This window comes from Devosia sp. CN2-171 (genome assembly GCF_049354815.1).
Lineage (GTDB): Bacteria > Pseudomonadota > Alphaproteobacteria > Rhizobiales > Devosiaceae > Devosia_A.
The window spans coordinates 4,625,966-4,642,340 of the sequence record NZ_CP186479.1 but is presented as its reverse complement, the minus strand read 5'-3'; the positions used below and the strand labels follow the sequence as shown (position 1 = coordinate 4,642,340).

Below are 16,375 nucleotides of genomic sequence, written 5' to 3'. Positions count from 1 at the left end.
GAGATGAAATACATGATGCTCATCATGGGTGACGAGACCACGATGAATACCGTCCCCACCGTTGCTGATACCGGCATGAGCGAAGAGTTCGCGGCCTATCACGCGGCGCTGGTGAAATCGGGCGCCTGGGTCAGCGGCGATCGCCTGCGCCCGACCAGCGCTTCCACGCGAGTGCGGGTGCGCGACAAGAAGGCCGTTGTCCTCGCCGGCCCCTACCCCGAGATCCAGGAACAGCTGGGCGGCTACTACGTGATCGACGTCCCCGATCTCGACACGGCAATCGACTGGGCCGAGCGCTGTCCCGCAGCGCGAACCGGCACTATCGAAGTTCGCCTGATCTGGCCCACCAACGCAGCCTGAAGCACATCTTTCGACTCGCCGCCAAGATTTTTCGGCAGCGAGTCGAAATGGCGGTCGCTGCGCCGTCATTGTAACGTCGGGGAACGATACCTCGGCGCTACAAGGAGAAGAATCATGGCCACCAAGAAGACGTCCGAAAACTTTACCGCCGAAGAAAAGGCGGCGATGAAGGAACGTGCCGAGGAGATCAAGCGCGAGAAGCGCGGCGCCGGCGAAGCCGAGGATGCCAAGGCAGTACTCGACAAGATCGCCGCCATGCCCGAGGCGGACCGCAAGATCGCCGCGCGCATCCACGACCTCGTCCTCGCCGCGGCGCCCGAGCTGAAAGCCAAGCTCTGGTACGGCATGCCCGCTTACTACAAGGACGGCAAGAACGTCTGCTTCTTCCAGGACGCCGGCAAGTTCAAGGCGCGCTACTCGACCTTCGGCTTCAACGATCCGGCCAAGCTCGACGACGGTAACATGTGGCCCACGAGCTTCGGCATCCTGAAGCTGACGCCGGCCGACGAAGCCCGCATCACCGCGCTAGTCAAGCAGGCCGTGAGCTGAGGATCGCCCCATGCGCTACATGATGCTGATCCACCATGACGAGGTCGCCCTCGCCAACGCACCGCAGAAGGAGCTCTGGACCGATTACGCCGCCTTCAACGAGGCACTGGCCAAGGCCGGCGGCCAGTCGTCGGCCGGGGAGCGGCTGCAACCGGCTTCGGCCGCGACCACGGTCCGCACGGCCGGCAGCAAAACCGACGTGCTCGACGGCCCCTATGCCGACACCAAGGAGCAATTGGCCGGCTATTTCATGCTGGACGTGGCCGATCTCGATGAAGCCATAGCCTGGGCCAAGCGCTGCCCGAGTTCGCGCTACGGCTCGATCGAGATCCGCCCCCTCGCCGACACCTACCCCCGGCCCGACAAGAGCCTACGGCGGGACTAGGCGTATGCCGCGCGACAGCAACGAGGCCAGGGCCACGGCCGAGCGCGTGGCTCGCGAGAGCTACGGCCGCCTCGTTGCTTTCCTGGCCGCCCGGACACGCGACATCGCCGGCGCCGAAGACGCACTGGCGGAAGCCTTTGCCACGGCCCTGCGCATGTGGCCGGCCGAGGGGGTCCCGGACAATCCGGAAGCCTGGCTGCTGACGGTCGCCCGCCGCCGGCAGACCGATGCGCTGCGCCGCCGCACTACGCGGAAGGCCGGCGAGGAGCATCTGATCATGATGGCCGACGAGATCGAAGCCGCCGCCGAAACGCCCGAGGACATCCCCGACCGGCGTCTCGCGCTGATGTTTGCCTGCGCCCACCCGGCGATCGAGCGCGGCATGCGCGCTCCGCTGATCCTGCAGACCATCCTCGGCCTCACCGCCATCGACATCGCCGCCGCCTTCCTGATCCCCCCAGCAACGATGGGCCAGCGTCTCGTCCGGGCCAAGACCCGCATCAAGGATGCAGGTATCCCCTTCCGCGTGCCGGACAAGGAGCAATTGCCCGAACGCCTCGATGCGGTACTCGACGCCATCTATGCCGCCTATTCCAAGGGCTGGGCCGAGATCGGCGATGCGTCCTCGGTGGAACTCGCGGGCGAGGCCATCTGGCTGGCGCGGCTGGTGGTGTCGCTCCTGCCGGACGAACCCGAAGCCAAGGGCATGCTGGCGCTCATGCTCTACACCGAGGCGCGGCGCCCGGCCCGCCGCACCGCCGACGGCGCCTACGTACCGCTCGAGGATCAGGACACAAGTCTTTGGGATGATTCGCAGATGGCCCTCGCCGAGGACCTGCTGCGGGCCGCCAATGCCGGCGGCCCGTCCGGCCGTTATCAGCTCGAGGCGGCGATCCAATCCGCCCACGTGGCGCGCCTGACCCGCGGCGTGAAAACCTGGCCGGCAATCCTCGCGCTCTACGGCCACCTCCACACGATCAGCGCCTCGCCCGTCGTCGCCCTCAACCGCTCCCTGGCGATCGCCGAGCTCGACGGGCCCGAGGCAGCGCTGGCCGAGATCGAACCATTGGCCGACGACCCGCGCATGCAGAGCTACCAGCCCTACTGGGCCGCCCGCGGCCACCTGCTGGCACTGGCCGGACGAAAGGGCGAGGCGCGCGAGGCCTTGACGCTTGCCATCGGTCTCTCGACCGACAACGCCGTTCGTCGCTATCTTCAGGGCAGGCTTGTCGCACTGCAAGACGGCTGATCCCCTTGCCCAGCCGGGCGTCTTCCACTATAGCCACCGCCCATGAAGCACCCGTCACCCCTGGAGGACGGGTGCGTGAGCTTTGACCAATCAGAGTTCACACCAACCCATGAATGGAACATTCAATGGCTACTGCTGCTAAGGAGCTCAAGGCTCAGGCGCGGAGCGGGGTGGGCAAGGGGGCCGCTCGTGCACTGCGTCGTGAGGGGCTCATTCCTGCCGTCATTTACGGTGACAAAAAGGCTCCCCTGCCGATCTCGATCTCGTACAACGAGGCGATGAAGTCCATTTACGCCGGTGGCTTCCTGTCGCACATCATCACCGTCGAGGTTGATGGCGAGAAGCACCGCGTCATTCCGCGCGACTACCAGCTCGATCCCGTCAAGGACAAGGCGCTGCACGTCGACTTCCTGCGCGTCGGCAAGGGCACCAAGCTCAATGTCCAGGTGCACGTGAAGTTCATCAACGAGGAAGACTCGCCGGGCATCAAGCGCGGCGGCGTGCTGAACATCGTCCACCACACGCTCGATCTGACTGTCGATGCCGACCACATTCCCGAGGAAGTGGTTGTCGATCTCACCGGTCTCGACGTTGGTGATAGCGTCCACATCTCTTCGATCAAGCTGCCGCAGGGCGCCGTCGACCACAGCCACGAAGCCGATCTCACGATCGCCACCATCGTTGCTCCGTCGGGCCTGCGTTCGGAAGAAGCCGAGGAAGGCGCTGAAGAGGCCGCTCCGGCCGCCGACGCCGCCAAGGAATAACGACTTCGAGGCGGGCTCCGGCCCGCCTCCCTCCCTGCCCCTCGCTGCCTGGAAGTTAGCCGATGCATCTCATCGTCGGCCTCGGCAATCCCGGGGACAAGTACCGCAACAACCGCCACAATATCGGCTTCCTCGCCGTCGACGCCATCGCGCGCCGGCATGCCTTCCCCGCGTTCCGCGAGAAGTTCCAGGGGTTGATCTCCGAAGGCAACATCGACGGCGAGAAGGTGCTGCTGCTGAAGCCGCAGACCTACATGAATTCCTCTGGCGACAGCGTGCAGAAGGTCGCCACCTTCTACAAGCTCGGCCCGGCCGACATCTCCGTGCTCTACGACGAGATCGACCTCGCCCCCGGCAAGACCCGCGTAAAGATCGGCGGTGGCAATGGCGGCCACAACGGGCTGCGCTCCATCGATCCGCAGATCGGCCTCGGCTACCGCCGTGTCCGCCTAGGTGTTGGTCATCCCGGGCACAAGGACCTGGTGATGCCGCATGTGCTGGGCGACTTCAGCAAGGCCGAGCAGCAGGCCTGGCTGATTCCGCTGCTCGACGCGGTCGCGGACAACGCGATCATGATCGTCAAGGGCGACGACAACGGACTGATGAACAAGCTCGCCATCGCCGTACAAGGCGACGGGGCGGAACGCATACAGCGGCCGGAAACCGCCGACCCGACGCGGAAGAAAGCGCCGGCCCAGAGCCACATCCGCGCCGCGCGACCGACCGAACCGCAAGCCAAGGTGCCGGCGACGGGACCGATGGCGGACATGCTGAAGAAGCTGTTCAAGAAGGACTGAGCGCCGATCGCCCCTTATCCCGGTGAGGGGCAGCCAAGCGCACCAAACCGATTGACTTCCGCGCCTCTTCACCCGATGTGAGGCGCAAAGATTTCCGGAGATCCCCCATGGGTTTCAAGATGGGCATCGTCGGCCTGCCGAATGTCGGCAAGTCGACGCTCTTCAACGCTCTCACCCGCACCGCCAACGCGCAGGCCGCGAACTTTCCCTTCTGCACCATCGAGCCCAATACGGGCGAAGTGGCGGTGCCTGACGCCCGGCTCGACAAGCTTGCCACGGTCGGCAAAAGCCAGCAGATCATCCCCGCCCGTATGAGCTTCGTCGATATCGCTGGCCTCGTGAAGGGCGCCAGCAAGGGCGAAGGTCTCGGCAACCAGTTTCTCGCCAATATCCGCGAATGCGACGCCATCGCCTACGTGCTGCGCTGCTTCGAGGATGGCAACATCATCCACGTGGCCAACAGGGTCGATCCGATCGCCGATGCCGAAGTGGTCGAAACCGAGCTGATGCTCGCCGACCTCGAGAGTCTCGAGAAGCGCCGCAACGGCATCGAGAAAAAGGCCAAGCAGGGCGACAAGGAAGCCAAGGTCACTCTGGACCTCATCGACCGCTCGCTCGCGCTCCTCACCGAAGGCAAGTCCGCCCGGCTGGTGAAGCGCAGCGAGGAAGAGGAGAAGGCTTTCCGCGAGCTGCAGCTGCTGACCTCGAAGCCTGCACTCTACGTCTGCAACGTCGACGAAGCTTCGGCCGCGACCGGCAACGCCATGACCAAACAGGTCGAGGAGTACGCCAGGCAGCACAACGCCGCAGTGATCGTCATCTCAGCCGAAATCGAGAGCCAGCTCGCCCAACTGCCCGACGTGGAGCAGAACGAGTATCTCGAGTCGCTCGGCCTGCACGAGCCGGGCCTCAATCGCTTGATCCGCGAAGCCTACCAACTGCTTGGCCTGCAGACATATTTCACTGTCGGCCCGAAAGAGACCCGCGCCTGGACCATCCACAAGGGCGACCGCGCCCCGCAGGCTGCCGGCGTGATCCACACCGATTTCGAGCGCGGTTTCATCCGCGCCCAGACCATTGCTTATGATGATTACGTCTCGCTTGGCGGCGAAGTGCCGGCCAAGGAAGCGGGCAAGGCCCGCGACGAAGGCAAGGAATATGTCGTCAAGGACGGCGACGTGATGTTGTTCAAATTTAACACCTGATCCCGGTGGCGCGGTAAGGACCCGCGCTGTTGGAGCCGCGCCGGAGGGGGCGATGCTACAGAACATGATCTCGACCTGGTGGACCATGACGTCCGCCTACTTCAGTGCGCCGGCTGCCCTGGCGGCGGGACAGGTCACTGTCCAGTCGATCCTGCCTGTCGCCGGCATCCTGCTGCTGGTCCTCGGCATCGTCGTCGCGGTGCAGCGCAGGGAGGCCCGCGCCAAGTGGCTCGCGGTCACGGCCGTCGCCACCGCGATCTCGCCGTTCGTCGTCAGCTACGTCTACGACATGATGGGCTGGTTCGGCGTGCTGTTCTTCCTGGTTCTGGGCGGCATTGGCCTGCTCGGCTGGGTCGGAGTGATCTCGTCAGATGCGCGTTATCGTCTGCCGGTCTGGCTGATCGGTTTCGGCCTCGTCAGCTACCTGCTGTTCTGCGGGCTGTTCAGCGTCGCCACCATCTGGGGCCTAAGCTGAGCCCGGATCCGGCGGCCCCCGATCCGGCGGAATTCATCCGCACCTACCTGCGGCTCGAACCAGCCCGCGGCTTCCCAGAGATCGTGCTCTACACCCCGCATCCCGGCAGTGGCCTGCGGCGGCTGGAGGAGGAGACCCGCGCCGCGCCGTACTGGGCCTATGTCTGGTCAGGTGGAGCGGTGCTCGCGCGCCATATCGCCGGGCACCCGGCGACGGTGGCCGGCCGCACCGTGCTCGACCTCGGCTCGGGCTGCGGTATCGTAGCGATAGCTGCCGCCAGAGGGGGTGCGTCAATGGTCTACGCCACCGACCTCGATCGTTACGCGCTAGCCGCCACCGCGCTGAACGCCGCAGCCAACGCTGTCGCGGTTGAATTGCTCGCCTCACTCGATCCCCTGCCCCCGGTCGATCTCGTTCTCGCCGGCGACGTGTTCTACGACGCCCACCCAGGGCGCCTGTCGATCGCCCTACTCGATCGTTTCCAAACCGCCGGCATCGACGTCATGGTCGGCGACCCCGGTCGCAAGCACCTGCCCCTGGCTCGACTGACCCCGCTCGCCGCCTACGACGTCCCCGAGTTCGGCGGCGCGACCGTTCCCGCCGCGGTCTACGCCTGGCGCGCATGACTTGCCGCGGCAGGCGCGATTGACGTATACGTCAACGGCCATGAACCCCATCACCGCCAACCGGCGCCATTTCGAAGACCTCGTCGTCGGCGAGTCGGTCAACCTCGGCTCGACCCTCGTCACCAAGGAGATGATCCTCTCCTTCGCCCGTGAGTTCGACCCACTGCCCTTCCATCTCGACGAAGCTGCGGCAAAGAAGTCGCTGCTCGGCGGTCTCGCTTCCTCCGGCTGGCAGACGGCAGCGCTGACCCTCCGCTTGCTCGGCGACGCCTTCCTCAACAAGATCGCCTCGGCCGGCGGTCTTGGCTTCTCCGATCTCAAATGGAAGCGGCCAGTGATGAAGGGCGACACCATCTGGGCGACTGCCACCATCGCCGAGCTGCGCCGCTCACGGCACCACCCACAATGGGGCATCGTCGCCATCGACCTCGACGTGAAGAACCAGAGGGGCCAGCCGGTAATGACCATGCGGCTCGCCAACCTCATCGAAAGCCGCGACCCCGACGCCGGCCTGCAGCCGCAGGCGGAGCAGCCCTATGATGTCGAGCACGGTACTTCCCCCTCTCCCCTGGCGGGGAGTGGGTGGGCCCGAGGTGGCAAGCCATGACCCGCTGGTTCGAGGACATCACAGTCGACGAGCCCTTCCCTCTCGGCAGCCACACCTTCACCGAAGAAGAGATCCTCGCCTTCGGCCGCGAGTATGATCCGCAGTATTTCCACGTCGATCCGGCGGGCGCGGCGCAAAGCCACTTCCGCGGCATCGTTGCCTCGGGCTGGCACACCGTTCTCGTCGGCCACCGCAAGATGGTCGATGCCCTCGATGCCGAGGAGCTGCGGCTGCGCGAACTCGGCCAGCAGCCGGGCGTCTCCGGCCCCTCCCCGGGCGTCAACAGCATGGAGTTCAAGGCACCCGTCCGGCCCGGTGATACGGTGACCTACACCCTCACCGTCACCAGCAAGCGCCCATCCAACTCCATTCCCGGCTGGGGCCTGTTGATCAACCGCATCGACGCGGTGAACCAGCATGGCGAGCGCGTCTATCACGCCGAAGTCGCCAGTTTTTTGAAGCTCCGCGACTTCAAAATGCCGCTTCGGCTGGTCATCGTTGAGGCGTTGACCAAAATCCCCGGATTGGGGAAGTTGCTCGCTCAACGGAGCTGACTCGCCCATGCGCATCGCACTCGCCCTTTTCGCCCTCGCCGCACTCGCTGCGCCTGCCGCCGCGCAGTCGCTGACCGGCGTCGGCGTCGAGGGCAACTGGGGCTGCCGCGCCAATATCGACGGCACCCGCGCCGGCCTGCTGACCATCTACGCCGGCTCCTACGGCTATGCCTCTGCCAACTACGGCAGCACCGCCTCCGGTTCGGGCACGGTCGAGATGGCGTCGAACGGCGTCACCTTCCTCACCGGCAATCTCGTTTCCGGTGCCGGCATCACCTCGGCCATCCTAGCCTTCGATACCGAGGGCAAGGACGTGCTGCAGCTCTATACGACCGAGAAGAACGTCCTCACCTGCCGCCCGCGGACCTGACTCAGCCAACTGCCCCTCAGGCCCGGACGTGCCCCACCCACTGCGTCATTCCCGGTGTGAGGCGAGGCCGAACGCAGCTGCGAGATTTGTAACCGAACCTTGCCACCGCCCGCCCGGAAAGGCCCGGTTACGCAGGCCCCAACACGCTTAATGCATCGTTAACCGCCGCACCTGACCTGCTTGTCGGGCGGCCGATCCCGGCCGGTGACGGAGGTCTCGAAATGTCCATTGGTGGGGTGGGGAGCGGCGGGTCGGCGTACATGCGCCCGTTCCAGCCACCCAGCTTCAGTTCCATCGATAGTAACTCAAGCGGTGACATCACGCTCGATGAGTTGAAAGCCGGCGCTCCCGGCGGCGCCAGCGATACCAAGAGCGCCGAACGCGCCGAGAAACTTTTCTCGGCCATGGATGCCGACGGCAGCGGCTCGGTCACGTCCGAAGAAAAGGACGTATTCGACGCCAAGCTGCAGGAGCAGCTGCAATCCATGCAGTTCATGGCCCAGCAGATGGGCGGCGCGCCGCCTCCCCCGCTCAGCAATGAGGATATCTTCGCGGCGACCGATGCCGACAGTTCCGGCGGCATCAGCCTTGAGGAATTCTCATCGAGCGACGCGGCCGAGGGCGTCTCGACCGACGAATTGGCTGAACTCTTCTCGACGATCGACGCCGATGGCGACGGTTCGATCACCGAGACCGAGTCCTCCGATTTCCTTGATAGTCTGAAGAGCGCCATGGCCGATCGCCCGATGGACCCGCCGCCGGGTAGTCCACCGGCGGATAGCGAAGCGAGCAGCGAGGACAGCGAAGAGGACGACACCACGACGCTTGCCCTCGACCTGCTCACCGCTGCGAAGTCGGCCTATTCGGCACAATCGACCAGCAGCGATCTGCTCGCGACCCTGACGAAGATCTTCGACCAGGCCGCCTGAGCCGGAATGGACCGGCCCCAAACCGGTCCATGAGCGGCCCGATCTTTGGACCCGGCAGGCCGCTCAGGCGGCAGGTGGTGTTGCAAGTCGCAGCCGCACCACCTGCCGCAACCCGCCCTCCGGCCGGTTGCTGATCTCGATGCTGCCGCCGAAGCGCTCGATGATTTCCCGCGCGATGGCGAGCCCGAGGCCCGCCCCCTTGATCTCCTGCGCGCGGCCCGGATTGGCGCGGAAGAATGGTTCGAACACCTGCCCGATCATGTCCTCGGGGATACCTGGACCGCTATCCTCGATGACAAGACGCGCCTCCTCAGCAGTCTCGAGGCGCACCGTGCCGCCGCTGCCATGCGTAGCGGCGTTGGTCATCAGGTTGCGTAGCGCCCGCCGCAGCGCCAGCGGCCCCGCCAGAACCGTCGCCCCCGCCATCTCCGCGGCCGTGACGGGCAAACCGGCTTCGCCCAATTCACGCGCCACATCCCGGGCGAGGTCACCCAGCGCGACTGGAACGTGGTCCTCGCCGGCCCCCTCCTCCTTCACCAGCCGGATGGCGCTGTCGGCGATGGCATCGAGCTCGTCGAGATCGGCCAGCCAGGAGGTGCGATCATCGTCGGGCAGGAATTCGGCTCTCAGCCGCATCCGGGTCATCGGCGTGCGCAGGTCATGCCCGGCGGCCGCGACCAGCCGCATGCGGCTCTCCATGGCGGCCTTGAGCCGCTCCGACAGCGCGTTGAGCGCCGACGCCATGCGCCGCGCCTCCCTGCCGCCGGCTTCGGGGACATGCGGCAGCGTTCCGTCCGGTCCAACCGACGCGACGGCCCGCTCGAGCATGGCAAACGGCTGCGCCACCCGCCGCGCCAGCACCATGGCGACGCCTGTCACGCCGACCGCCACCAGCGTCAGCCATGCCAGCAGTCCGAACCACAGTTGTGGCGGCGGCCCGGGCGGATTCGGAAACGCGAACAGCAGCCGCCGACCATCACCGAGTGCCAGCGCCGCGACCGACTCGCCCGGCCCGGTGTCGATAACCTTGACCATGCGCAGCTCGCCTTCGCGGGCGAGTGCCTTCTGCAACGCGATCGTCAGCTCGGGTCGCTCACGACCGGCCGGCAACTCGGTGACGATCTTTTCGGGTTCGAACGGAGGCTTATCTCCCCCAAACCGCAGCTTGCGTGGCTGGGGTGACCCGGGTGGCGGATCCCCTTCGAGCAGGAAGTCCGAGGTCATCACCATGTGCCGCGCCATGAACCCCGTGATGCGGTCCGCGTCGCCGATGTTGATCACGAAGTAGGTGACCACAGTCGCCACCAGCATGACCGCGAAAACCGAGCCGACGAAGATGAGGGCCAGGTTTAGCCACAGGCCGCGCATCAGCCCGGGTCTCCGACCTCAACCTTCGCGGCGAGTTGGTAGCCCCCATTGCGCACGGTCTTGAACAGGGTGTCACCGGTCGCTCCGCCGAGCTTGCGGCGAATGCGGCTCATCAGGACGTCGATCGAACGGTCGAGCGGCCCCGCTTCGCGGCCCTGCGTGTGGCCGAGGAGCTGCTCCCGCGTCAGGATCCGACCCGGCCGATCGAGGAAGACGCGCAGCAACTCGAACTCGGCCCCGGTCAGGTCGACCGGCGTGCCGTCGGGGGCCGTCACCGACCGGGTAGCCGCATCAACCTTGAATCCGGCGAACCGGTAGGCCGTCTCCTTGGCCTGCGCGGGGGTCGCACTGGTCGAGCGGCGGAGGACCGCACGCATGCGCGCCACCAGCTCGCGCGGGTTGAAGGGCTTGCCAATATAGTCGTCGGCGCCGATCTCGAGCCCGATGATGCGATCCACCTCTTCCCGCAGCGCCGTCACCATGATCACCGGCACATGTGGCGTGCGCTGCCGGATGTAGCGGCAGAGGTCGAGCCCCGACCCATCCGGCAGCAGCACATCGAGCACGACGATGTCGAGCCTTTCGGCAGAAACCCGCTCGATGAACTCGCGCTTGGATCCGGCGAGCGTGACCCTGAATCCCTGCTCGACCAGATAGCGGCCGAGCAGTTTGCGGATTTCCTGATCGTCATCGACGACAAGGGCGTGAGGCGTTGCTGTCATGGCGACAAGATTCCCGCGACCGGCGCCGCTTGCAAGCCGCCATCCAACACCGAATTGCGACCGAAGCTTGCTGCTGGCCACCCAGCAACGATGGGCAACAATGAACAGGGCGAATGTTGCTGCCGTCGTTAGCCGGAGACCGCTGGACGCGGCGGCATCAGTGCCCCTCGAAGGGAATCAGCGCCTCGACCCGTACCCCGGCGGTCCGGAGCTTGTCAGCTCCACCAAGGTCGAACAGGTCGATCACGAAGCCCGAATGCGTGACGTCTGCCCCGGTCCGCCGTAGCAGCGACACCGCCGCCAGCGCCGTGCCCCCAGTGGCAATCAGGTCATCGACCAGCAGCACGCGATCGCCCGGTCCGATCACATCGGCATGGATTTCGATTGTGTCGACGCCATACTCGAGGGCGTAGTTCTGCCCGATCGTCTCGCCGGGCAGCTTCCCCTTCTTGCGCACCGGGACAAAACCCACGCCTAGCGCGATGGCAACACCAGCCCCGAAGATGAAGCCGCGCGCCTCGATGCCCGCGACATGCGTGATGCCAAGCTCGCGATGCAAGCTCGCAAGCCTGTCGACGCTCTCCCTGAACCCTTCGGGATCCTCGATGAGCGTAGTGATGTCGCGGAAAAGAATCCCCTTCCTCGGATAGTCGGGGATCGTGCGGACGAGCGATTTCAGGTCGAGCATGGAGCGAACAGCAAATGATGGTTGGCGTGCAGAGTCTTAGGGTGCCGCTCCCGTTACCGGAAGCCCTATTCGCTAATCGCGTGCGCGATCAACGCCTGGTGCTGTTGACAATCTTGCGCGCCAGCTGCCCGGCCTTGTAGGCGCCGGTGAGCGTCACGTCGCGCGCCGCAGCCTTGACCTGGGGCGTCAGCAGCAGCGGCGCGGCGGCGATCCCTGCCCGCACCATGGGATGGGCCACTACGGTACGTGCCAGCGCGGCGGCGGTCATAGCAGTGCGGATGATCGACATGGGCGGCCTCCCAAGCTGGTACCGGCACCAATATCGATGATGCGACCGGCAATCGCAAGTAGCGGATACCGTTCTTATCCTCCCCCGCTGCGCAGAGAAGGATAAGAACGACAAAGGGCCCCGCGGGGCCCTTTGCAAATCCAGCGCTAGGCGTTTGCTCAGTGCTCGACGCGCGACCAGAGCTTCCGCTTCACCAGGTACATGAGGCCGGCGAAGAGGATCAGGAAGACGATCACCTGCATGCCCGCTTCCTTGCGCGCCACGAGGTGCGGCTCGGCGACCCACATCAGGAAGGCCGATACATCGCGCGCGTACTGGTCGGTCGTCAGCGGCACGCTGCCGGTCTCGCCTTCCGCATAGGTGACGAGTCCGTCGCTCAGCGGCGGAGCCATGCCGATCGCGTGTCCCGGGAACACGGCGTTATAGCTCTTGCCTTCCGGCAGCTCGAACGGCGTGCCGTCGGCATTGAGGACGCCGTGCGGCACTTCCTCGTGATAGCCGGTCAGCAGCGCGTAGATGTAGTCCGGACCACCCTCGGCATAGGCCGTGAAATAGTTGAGGATCCACCACGGGAAGGGCTGCGTCGTGCCGCGGGCCTTGGCCAGCACCGACATATCCGGCGGAACGATACCGCCATTGGCGTCCATCGCGTCCTTGTTCGTAGCAAACGGCGACGGCCAGCGGTCGGCGGCGATACCCGGACGCGTGCCGGTCTCGGTGTCCGGATCGGTAATCGTGTATTCGGCGGCAAGCGCCTTCACTTGCCCCTCGGTGAACTCGGGACCGCCGGGCTCGCTGAGGTTACGGAATGCCAGAAGGCGCGCCGAATGGCAGCTCGAGCAGACTTCGCGGAAGATCTGGAAGCCGCGCTGGAGCTGGTTGCGGTCGTAGGTACCGAATGGACCCGCAAAGCTCCATGACTGCTTCTGGATCTCTGTGCCGTGGTCCTGCGCTGCGACCGGAGCCGCAGCAAACAGGATGCTCACCAGCAGGGCGCCGATAATGCTTGTTGTCTTGAACATTGTTGGCCCCGAGGTCAGTGCGTCGTCGAAGCCGCGACGGGCGCAGCCGCCACGGGCGTCGTGTGCTTGGCGAGAACGGAAGCCGTGATCGACTCCGGCAGCGGCCGGGGTGTCTCGAAGCGTCCGAGCAGCGGAAGCACGATGAGGAAGTAGATGAAGTAGTAGGCCGTGGCGATCTTCGAGAGCAGCACATAGATGCCCTCGGCCGGAGCCGAACCGAGCCAGGTCAGGAACACGAAGTTCGCGATGAACAGCCAGTAGAACCACTTGAAGATCGGCCGGAACGTACCCGACCGCACCTTCGACGTATCGAGCCACGGCACGAAGAAGAGCACGAGGATCGCACCGGCGAAGAAGATCACGCCGCCGAGCTTGGAGTCGATGAAGAAGATGTTGAAGTCGATGGCACGCAGGATCGCGTAGAACGGCAGGAAGTACCATTCGGGCACGATATGGGCCGGCGTCACCTGGCTGTTCGCCATGATGTAGTTGTCGGGGTGCCCGAGAATGTCCGGCGCGAAGTACACGAACCACGCGAACGGGATGCAGAACACCACGACCGCGAACAGGTCCTTCATCGTATAATACGGGTGGAACGGCACCGTCTCGCGGCTGTTCTTCACCTCGACGCCGATCGGGTTGTTGTTGCCCGGCACGTGCAGCGCCCAGATATGGAGCGCGACGACGGCGGCGAGCACGAACGGCAGCAGGTAGTGCAGCGAGAAGAAGCGGTTGAGCGTGGCGTTGTCGACGGCGAAACCGCCGCGCAGCAGCTCGAGGATCGGGGTGCCCAGCACCGGGATGGCGCCGAGGATGTTGGTGATCACGGTCGCAGCCCAGAAACTCATCTGGCCCCACGGCAGCACGTAGCCCATGAAGGCGGTGGTGACGGTGAGCACGAAGAGCAGCACGCCGAGGATCCAGATGACCTCGCGCGGGGACTTGTACGAGCCGAAATAGAGGCCGCGGAACATGTGGATGTAGAGCGCCGCGAAGAACATCGAGGCGCCGTTCGCATGCACGGCCTGGATGATGCGGCCGCCGTTCACGTCGCGGCGGATGTGCTCCACCGAGTCGAAGGCGAGGCTGACATGCGGGGTGTAGTGCATCGCAAGCACGATGCCCGTCACGATCTGGACGCCCAGCATGAAGGCGAGGATCGCGCCGAAGGTCCACCAGTAGTTGAGGTTCTTCGGGGTCGGATAGTCCATCAGGTGCTCTTTCGAGAACCGGATGATCGGCAGGCGATCGTCGAGCCACTTCTCGACGACGTTACCGGGGACGTAGCTGGATTCGTGAGCCATGGTTACGCTTCCCCTCAACCGATCTGCACGAGCGTGTCGGACACGAACTCATAGGGCGGCACGACGAGGTTCGTCGGTGCGGGGCCCTTGCGGATACGGCCGGCAGTATCGAACTGCGAGCCGTGGCAGGGGCAGGCCCAGCCGCCGAACTCACCCGATTCGCCGACAGGAATGCAGCCAAGATGCGTGCAGTTGGCGACCATGATCAGCCACTGCTCGTGGCCTTCCTTGGTGCGCTGCTGGTCGGTCTGCGGATCCTTGAGGTCGGAAAGCGGAACAGCCTGGGCCTCGGAAATCTCCGTCGGCGTACGATGGCGCACGAATACCGGCAGGCCGCGCCACTTGATGGTGACCGACTGGCCCTCTTCGATGCTCGAAAGGTCGAACTCGATGCTGGCGAGCGCCAGGACCGAAGCATCGGGGTTGAGCTGGTTGATCAGCGGCCAAGTTACCCCCGCCACGCCAACTGCGCCCACGGCGCCGGCGGCGATGTAGAGAAAGTCGCGCCGTCCCGGTTGAGGGGCATCCTGATGAGCCAGATTTGGTTGCGTCGCCAAGGTAAGCTTCCGTCTGTTGTGCCGTGATCAGCGCCCGAAGTCCGTTGGCCGTAGCTGCACGAGCATAGCCAACACCGCCCGAAAAGGCGCGTGATTTGGGCGTTCTTTTGACACTATGAATGTGGCTTGTCCAGCCGCCGCTGGGGTGACTTTCCCCTTCTGCGACACTATAGCAACCACCAAAAAGTCAACGAAAACACTCAGGAATTATGACCGTAGAACTTGCGCTCTACCAGCCCGACATCGCGCAGAACACCGGCACCCTGCTCCGCCTTGGCGCCTGCCTCGGCGTGCACGTCCACATCGTCCACCCGACCGGCTTCGCGTTCTCGGCAAGGACGCTGAAGCGCGGTGCCCTCGACTACCTCGAACATGCCAGCTACACGGAGCACGATAGCTACGCCCATTTCGATGCATGGCGCCGCGCCGCCGGCCGGCGGCTGGTGCTACTCACCACCAAATCGAGCAGCTCGGCCTATGCGGCGGCCTACACCGCGAGAGACGTCCTGATGCTCGGCCGCGAGAGCGCCGGCGTACCTGACGAAGTCGCGGCCGATGCCGACTTGCGCATACGGATCCCAATGCGGCAACAAATGCGCTCGCTCAACGTGGCCGTGGCCGGCAGCCTCGTGCTAGGGGAGGCGCTCCGCCAGACCAACGCTTTCTCTGAGCTGACATGACCTTGCCCGCCGATATTGAATCAAAACAGCAACTCGCCGCCGCCTGGTTTCGCTCGTTCCGCGACCAGCTCTCCGGTGCGCTCGAGGCCATCGAAGCGGACGTCGAGGGACCCCATGCCGACCGCCCGGCCGGCAAGTTCGAGATCACGCCCTGGACCCGCGACGCCGGTGGTGGCGGCGAGACGGGCATGCTGCACGGCCGCGTGTTCGAGAAGGCGGGCGTCCACATCTCCACCGTCCACGGCCAGTTCTCCGAGGAATTCGCCCGGCAGATGCCGCATACGGAGGCTGGCACCGAGTTCTGGAGCGCCGGCGTCTCGGTGATCATCCACCCGTGGAACCCCAATGTTCCAGCCGCGCATATGAACACGCGCATGATCGTCACCGGCAAATGGTGGTTCGGCGGCGGCGGCGACCTCACGCCGGTGCTCGACCGCCGGCGCACGCAGGAAGACCCTGATACGATCGATTTCCATGCCGCCTACAAGGCTGCCTGCGAGGCCCACGGTGCCGACTACCCGCGCTACAAGAAGTGGTGCGACGACTACTTCTACCTGCCGCATCGCAAAGAGCCACGCGGCATCGGCGGCATCTTCTACGACAACCACAATTCCGGTGACTGGGACGCCGACTTTGCCTTCACCCAGGACGTCGGCCGCGCCTTCCTAAATGTCTATCCCAGGATCGCGCGCCGCAATTTCGAGACTCCGTGGACACCAGAGGATCGCGACGAACAGCTCATCCGCCGCGGCCGCTACGTCGAATTCAACCTGCTATACGACCGTGGCACCACCTTCGGCTTGAAAACCGGCGGCAATGTCACTTCTATCCTCTCCTCCATGCCACCCGAGGTGAAGTGGCCGTAAGTCGCCTGG

The 16,375-nt window shown here is 65.1% G+C and carries 22 protein-coding genes; 15 read left to right on the top strand and 7 right to left on the bottom strand.

Annotated features, from left to right (window positions below):
* Positions 1-3: 3 nt before the first annotated feature.
* The 13 genes from ACOYW5_RS22935 (at position 4) to ACOYW5_RS22875 (ending at position 8,870) form a co-directional block, all read left to right on the top strand.
* Positions 4-360, top strand: a complete 357-nt coding sequence (locus ACOYW5_RS22935; protein WP_423067193.1) for a YciI family protein — start codon at positions 4-6, stop codon at positions 358-360.
* A 114-nt stretch (positions 361-474) separates the two neighbouring features.
* Positions 475-909 carry an iron chaperone gene (locus ACOYW5_RS22930; RefSeq protein WP_423067192.1) on the top strand — a complete coding sequence of 145 codons (435 nt, stop codon included), beginning with the start codon at positions 475-477 and terminating at the stop codon, positions 907-909.
* A gap of 10 nt (positions 910-919) precedes the next feature.
* Positions 920-1,294, top strand: coding sequence for a YciI family protein (locus ACOYW5_RS22925; RefSeq protein ID WP_423067191.1), 375 nt, complete (start codon positions 920-922; stop codon positions 1,292-1,294).
* A gap of 4 nt (positions 1,295-1,298) precedes the next feature.
* A complete protein-coding gene (locus ACOYW5_RS22920; protein ID WP_423067190.1) occupies positions 1,299-2,543 on the top strand; it encodes an RNA polymerase sigma factor in 1,245 nt (414 codons plus the stop codon).
* 125 nt (positions 2,544-2,668) lie between these two features.
* Positions 2,669-3,307, top strand: coding sequence for a 50S ribosomal protein L25/general stress protein Ctc (locus ACOYW5_RS22915; RefSeq protein WP_423067189.1), 639 nt, complete (start codon positions 2,669-2,671; stop codon positions 3,305-3,307).
* Between the two features lie 62 nt (positions 3,308-3,369).
* A complete protein-coding gene (pth, locus tag ACOYW5_RS22910) occupies positions 3,370-4,104 on the top strand; it encodes an aminoacyl-tRNA hydrolase (RefSeq protein WP_423067188.1) in 735 nt (244 codons plus the stop codon).
* A gap of 107 nt (positions 4,105-4,211) precedes the next feature.
* Complete coding sequence (gene ychF, locus ACOYW5_RS22905) at positions 4,212-5,309, top strand: redox-regulated ATPase YchF (RefSeq protein ID WP_423067187.1); 1,098 nt, start codon at positions 4,212-4,214, stop codon at positions 5,307-5,309.
* A 52-nt stretch (positions 5,310-5,361) separates the two neighbouring features.
* Positions 5,362-5,784 carry a hypothetical protein gene (locus tag ACOYW5_RS22900; protein ID WP_423067186.1) on the top strand — a complete coding sequence of 141 codons (423 nt, stop codon included), beginning with the start codon at positions 5,362-5,364 and terminating at the stop codon, positions 5,782-5,784.
* An 83-nt stretch (positions 5,785-5,867) separates the two neighbouring features.
* Positions 5,868-6,410: a class I SAM-dependent methyltransferase gene (locus ACOYW5_RS22895; RefSeq protein ID WP_423067185.1), complete on the top strand. Its 543-nt coding sequence runs from the start codon at positions 5,868-5,870 to the stop codon at positions 6,408-6,410.
* A 40-nt stretch (positions 6,411-6,450) separates the two neighbouring features.
* Positions 6,451-7,017 carry a MaoC family dehydratase gene (locus ACOYW5_RS22890; RefSeq protein ID WP_423067184.1) on the top strand — a complete coding sequence of 189 codons (567 nt, stop codon included), beginning with the start codon at positions 6,451-6,453 and terminating at the stop codon, positions 7,015-7,017.
* Entirely contained in the window at positions 7,014-7,571 is a 558-nt protein-coding gene (locus tag ACOYW5_RS22885) for a MaoC/PaaZ C-terminal domain-containing protein (RefSeq protein ID WP_423067183.1), read from the top strand. The genes ACOYW5_RS22890 and ACOYW5_RS22885 overlap by 4 nt, the downstream gene beginning before the upstream one ends.
* 7 nt (positions 7,572-7,578) lie before the next feature.
* Entirely contained in the window at positions 7,579-7,941 is a 363-nt protein-coding gene (locus ACOYW5_RS22880; protein ID WP_423067182.1) for a hypothetical protein, read from the top strand.
* Positions 7,942-8,162: 221 nt separating this feature from the next.
* Entirely contained in the window at positions 8,163-8,870 is a 708-nt protein-coding gene (locus tag ACOYW5_RS22875; RefSeq protein WP_423067181.1) for an EF-hand domain-containing protein, read from the top strand.
* A gap of 63 nt (positions 8,871-8,933) precedes the next feature.
* Here ACOYW5_RS22875 and ACOYW5_RS22870 read toward each other — a convergent pair whose 3' ends face one another.
* The 7 genes from ACOYW5_RS22870 to petA form a co-directional block, all read right to left on the bottom strand.
* A complete protein-coding gene (locus ACOYW5_RS22870) occupies positions 8,934-10,238 on the bottom strand; it encodes an ATP-binding protein (protein ID WP_423067180.1) in 1,305 nt (434 codons plus the stop codon).
* Positions 10,238-10,960: a response regulator transcription factor gene (locus ACOYW5_RS22865; protein ID WP_423067179.1), complete on the bottom strand. Its 723-nt coding sequence runs from the start codon at positions 10,958-10,960 to the stop codon at positions 10,238-10,240. The genes ACOYW5_RS22870 and ACOYW5_RS22865 overlap by 1 nt, the downstream gene beginning before the upstream one ends.
* A gap of 157 nt (positions 10,961-11,117) precedes the next feature.
* Positions 11,118-11,648: an adenine phosphoribosyltransferase gene (locus tag ACOYW5_RS22860; protein ID WP_423067178.1), complete on the bottom strand. Its 531-nt coding sequence runs from the start codon at positions 11,646-11,648 to the stop codon at positions 11,118-11,120.
* 88 nt (positions 11,649-11,736) lie between these two features.
* Entirely contained in the window at positions 11,737-11,937 is a 201-nt protein-coding gene (locus ACOYW5_RS22855) for a hypothetical protein (RefSeq protein ID WP_423067177.1), read from the bottom strand.
* Between the two features lie 158 nt (positions 11,938-12,095).
* Positions 12,096-12,959 (bottom strand): cytochrome c1, encoded by an 864-nt coding sequence (locus tag ACOYW5_RS22850; RefSeq protein ID WP_423067176.1) that lies wholly within the window; start codon positions 12,957-12,959, stop codon positions 12,096-12,098.
* Between the two features lie 14 nt (positions 12,960-12,973).
* The gene (locus ACOYW5_RS22845; protein ID WP_423067175.1) at positions 12,974-14,263 is read right to left on the bottom strand and encodes a cytochrome b; all 1,290 of its coding nucleotides are present in this window, start codon (positions 14,261-14,263) and stop codon (positions 12,974-12,976) included.
* A gap of 14 nt (positions 14,264-14,277) precedes the next feature.
* Positions 14,278-14,802: a ubiquinol-cytochrome c reductase iron-sulfur subunit gene (petA, locus tag ACOYW5_RS22840; protein ID WP_423069536.1), complete on the bottom strand. Its 525-nt coding sequence runs from the start codon at positions 14,800-14,802 to the stop codon at positions 14,278-14,280.
* 227 nt (positions 14,803-15,029) lie between these two features.
* Between petA and ACOYW5_RS22835 the strand changes: the two genes are divergently transcribed.
* Both ACOYW5_RS22835 and hemF read left to right on the top strand, forming a co-directional pair.
* A complete protein-coding gene (locus tag ACOYW5_RS22835) occupies positions 15,030-15,500 on the top strand; it encodes a tRNA (cytidine(34)-2'-O)-methyltransferase (RefSeq protein ID WP_423067174.1) in 471 nt (156 codons plus the stop codon).
* A complete protein-coding gene (gene hemF / locus ACOYW5_RS22830) occupies positions 15,497-16,366 on the top strand; it encodes an oxygen-dependent coproporphyrinogen oxidase (RefSeq protein ID WP_423067173.1) in 870 nt (289 codons plus the stop codon). Before ACOYW5_RS22835 ends, hemF begins: the two co-directional genes overlap by 4 nt.
* Positions 16,367-16,375 lie beyond the last annotated feature (9 nt).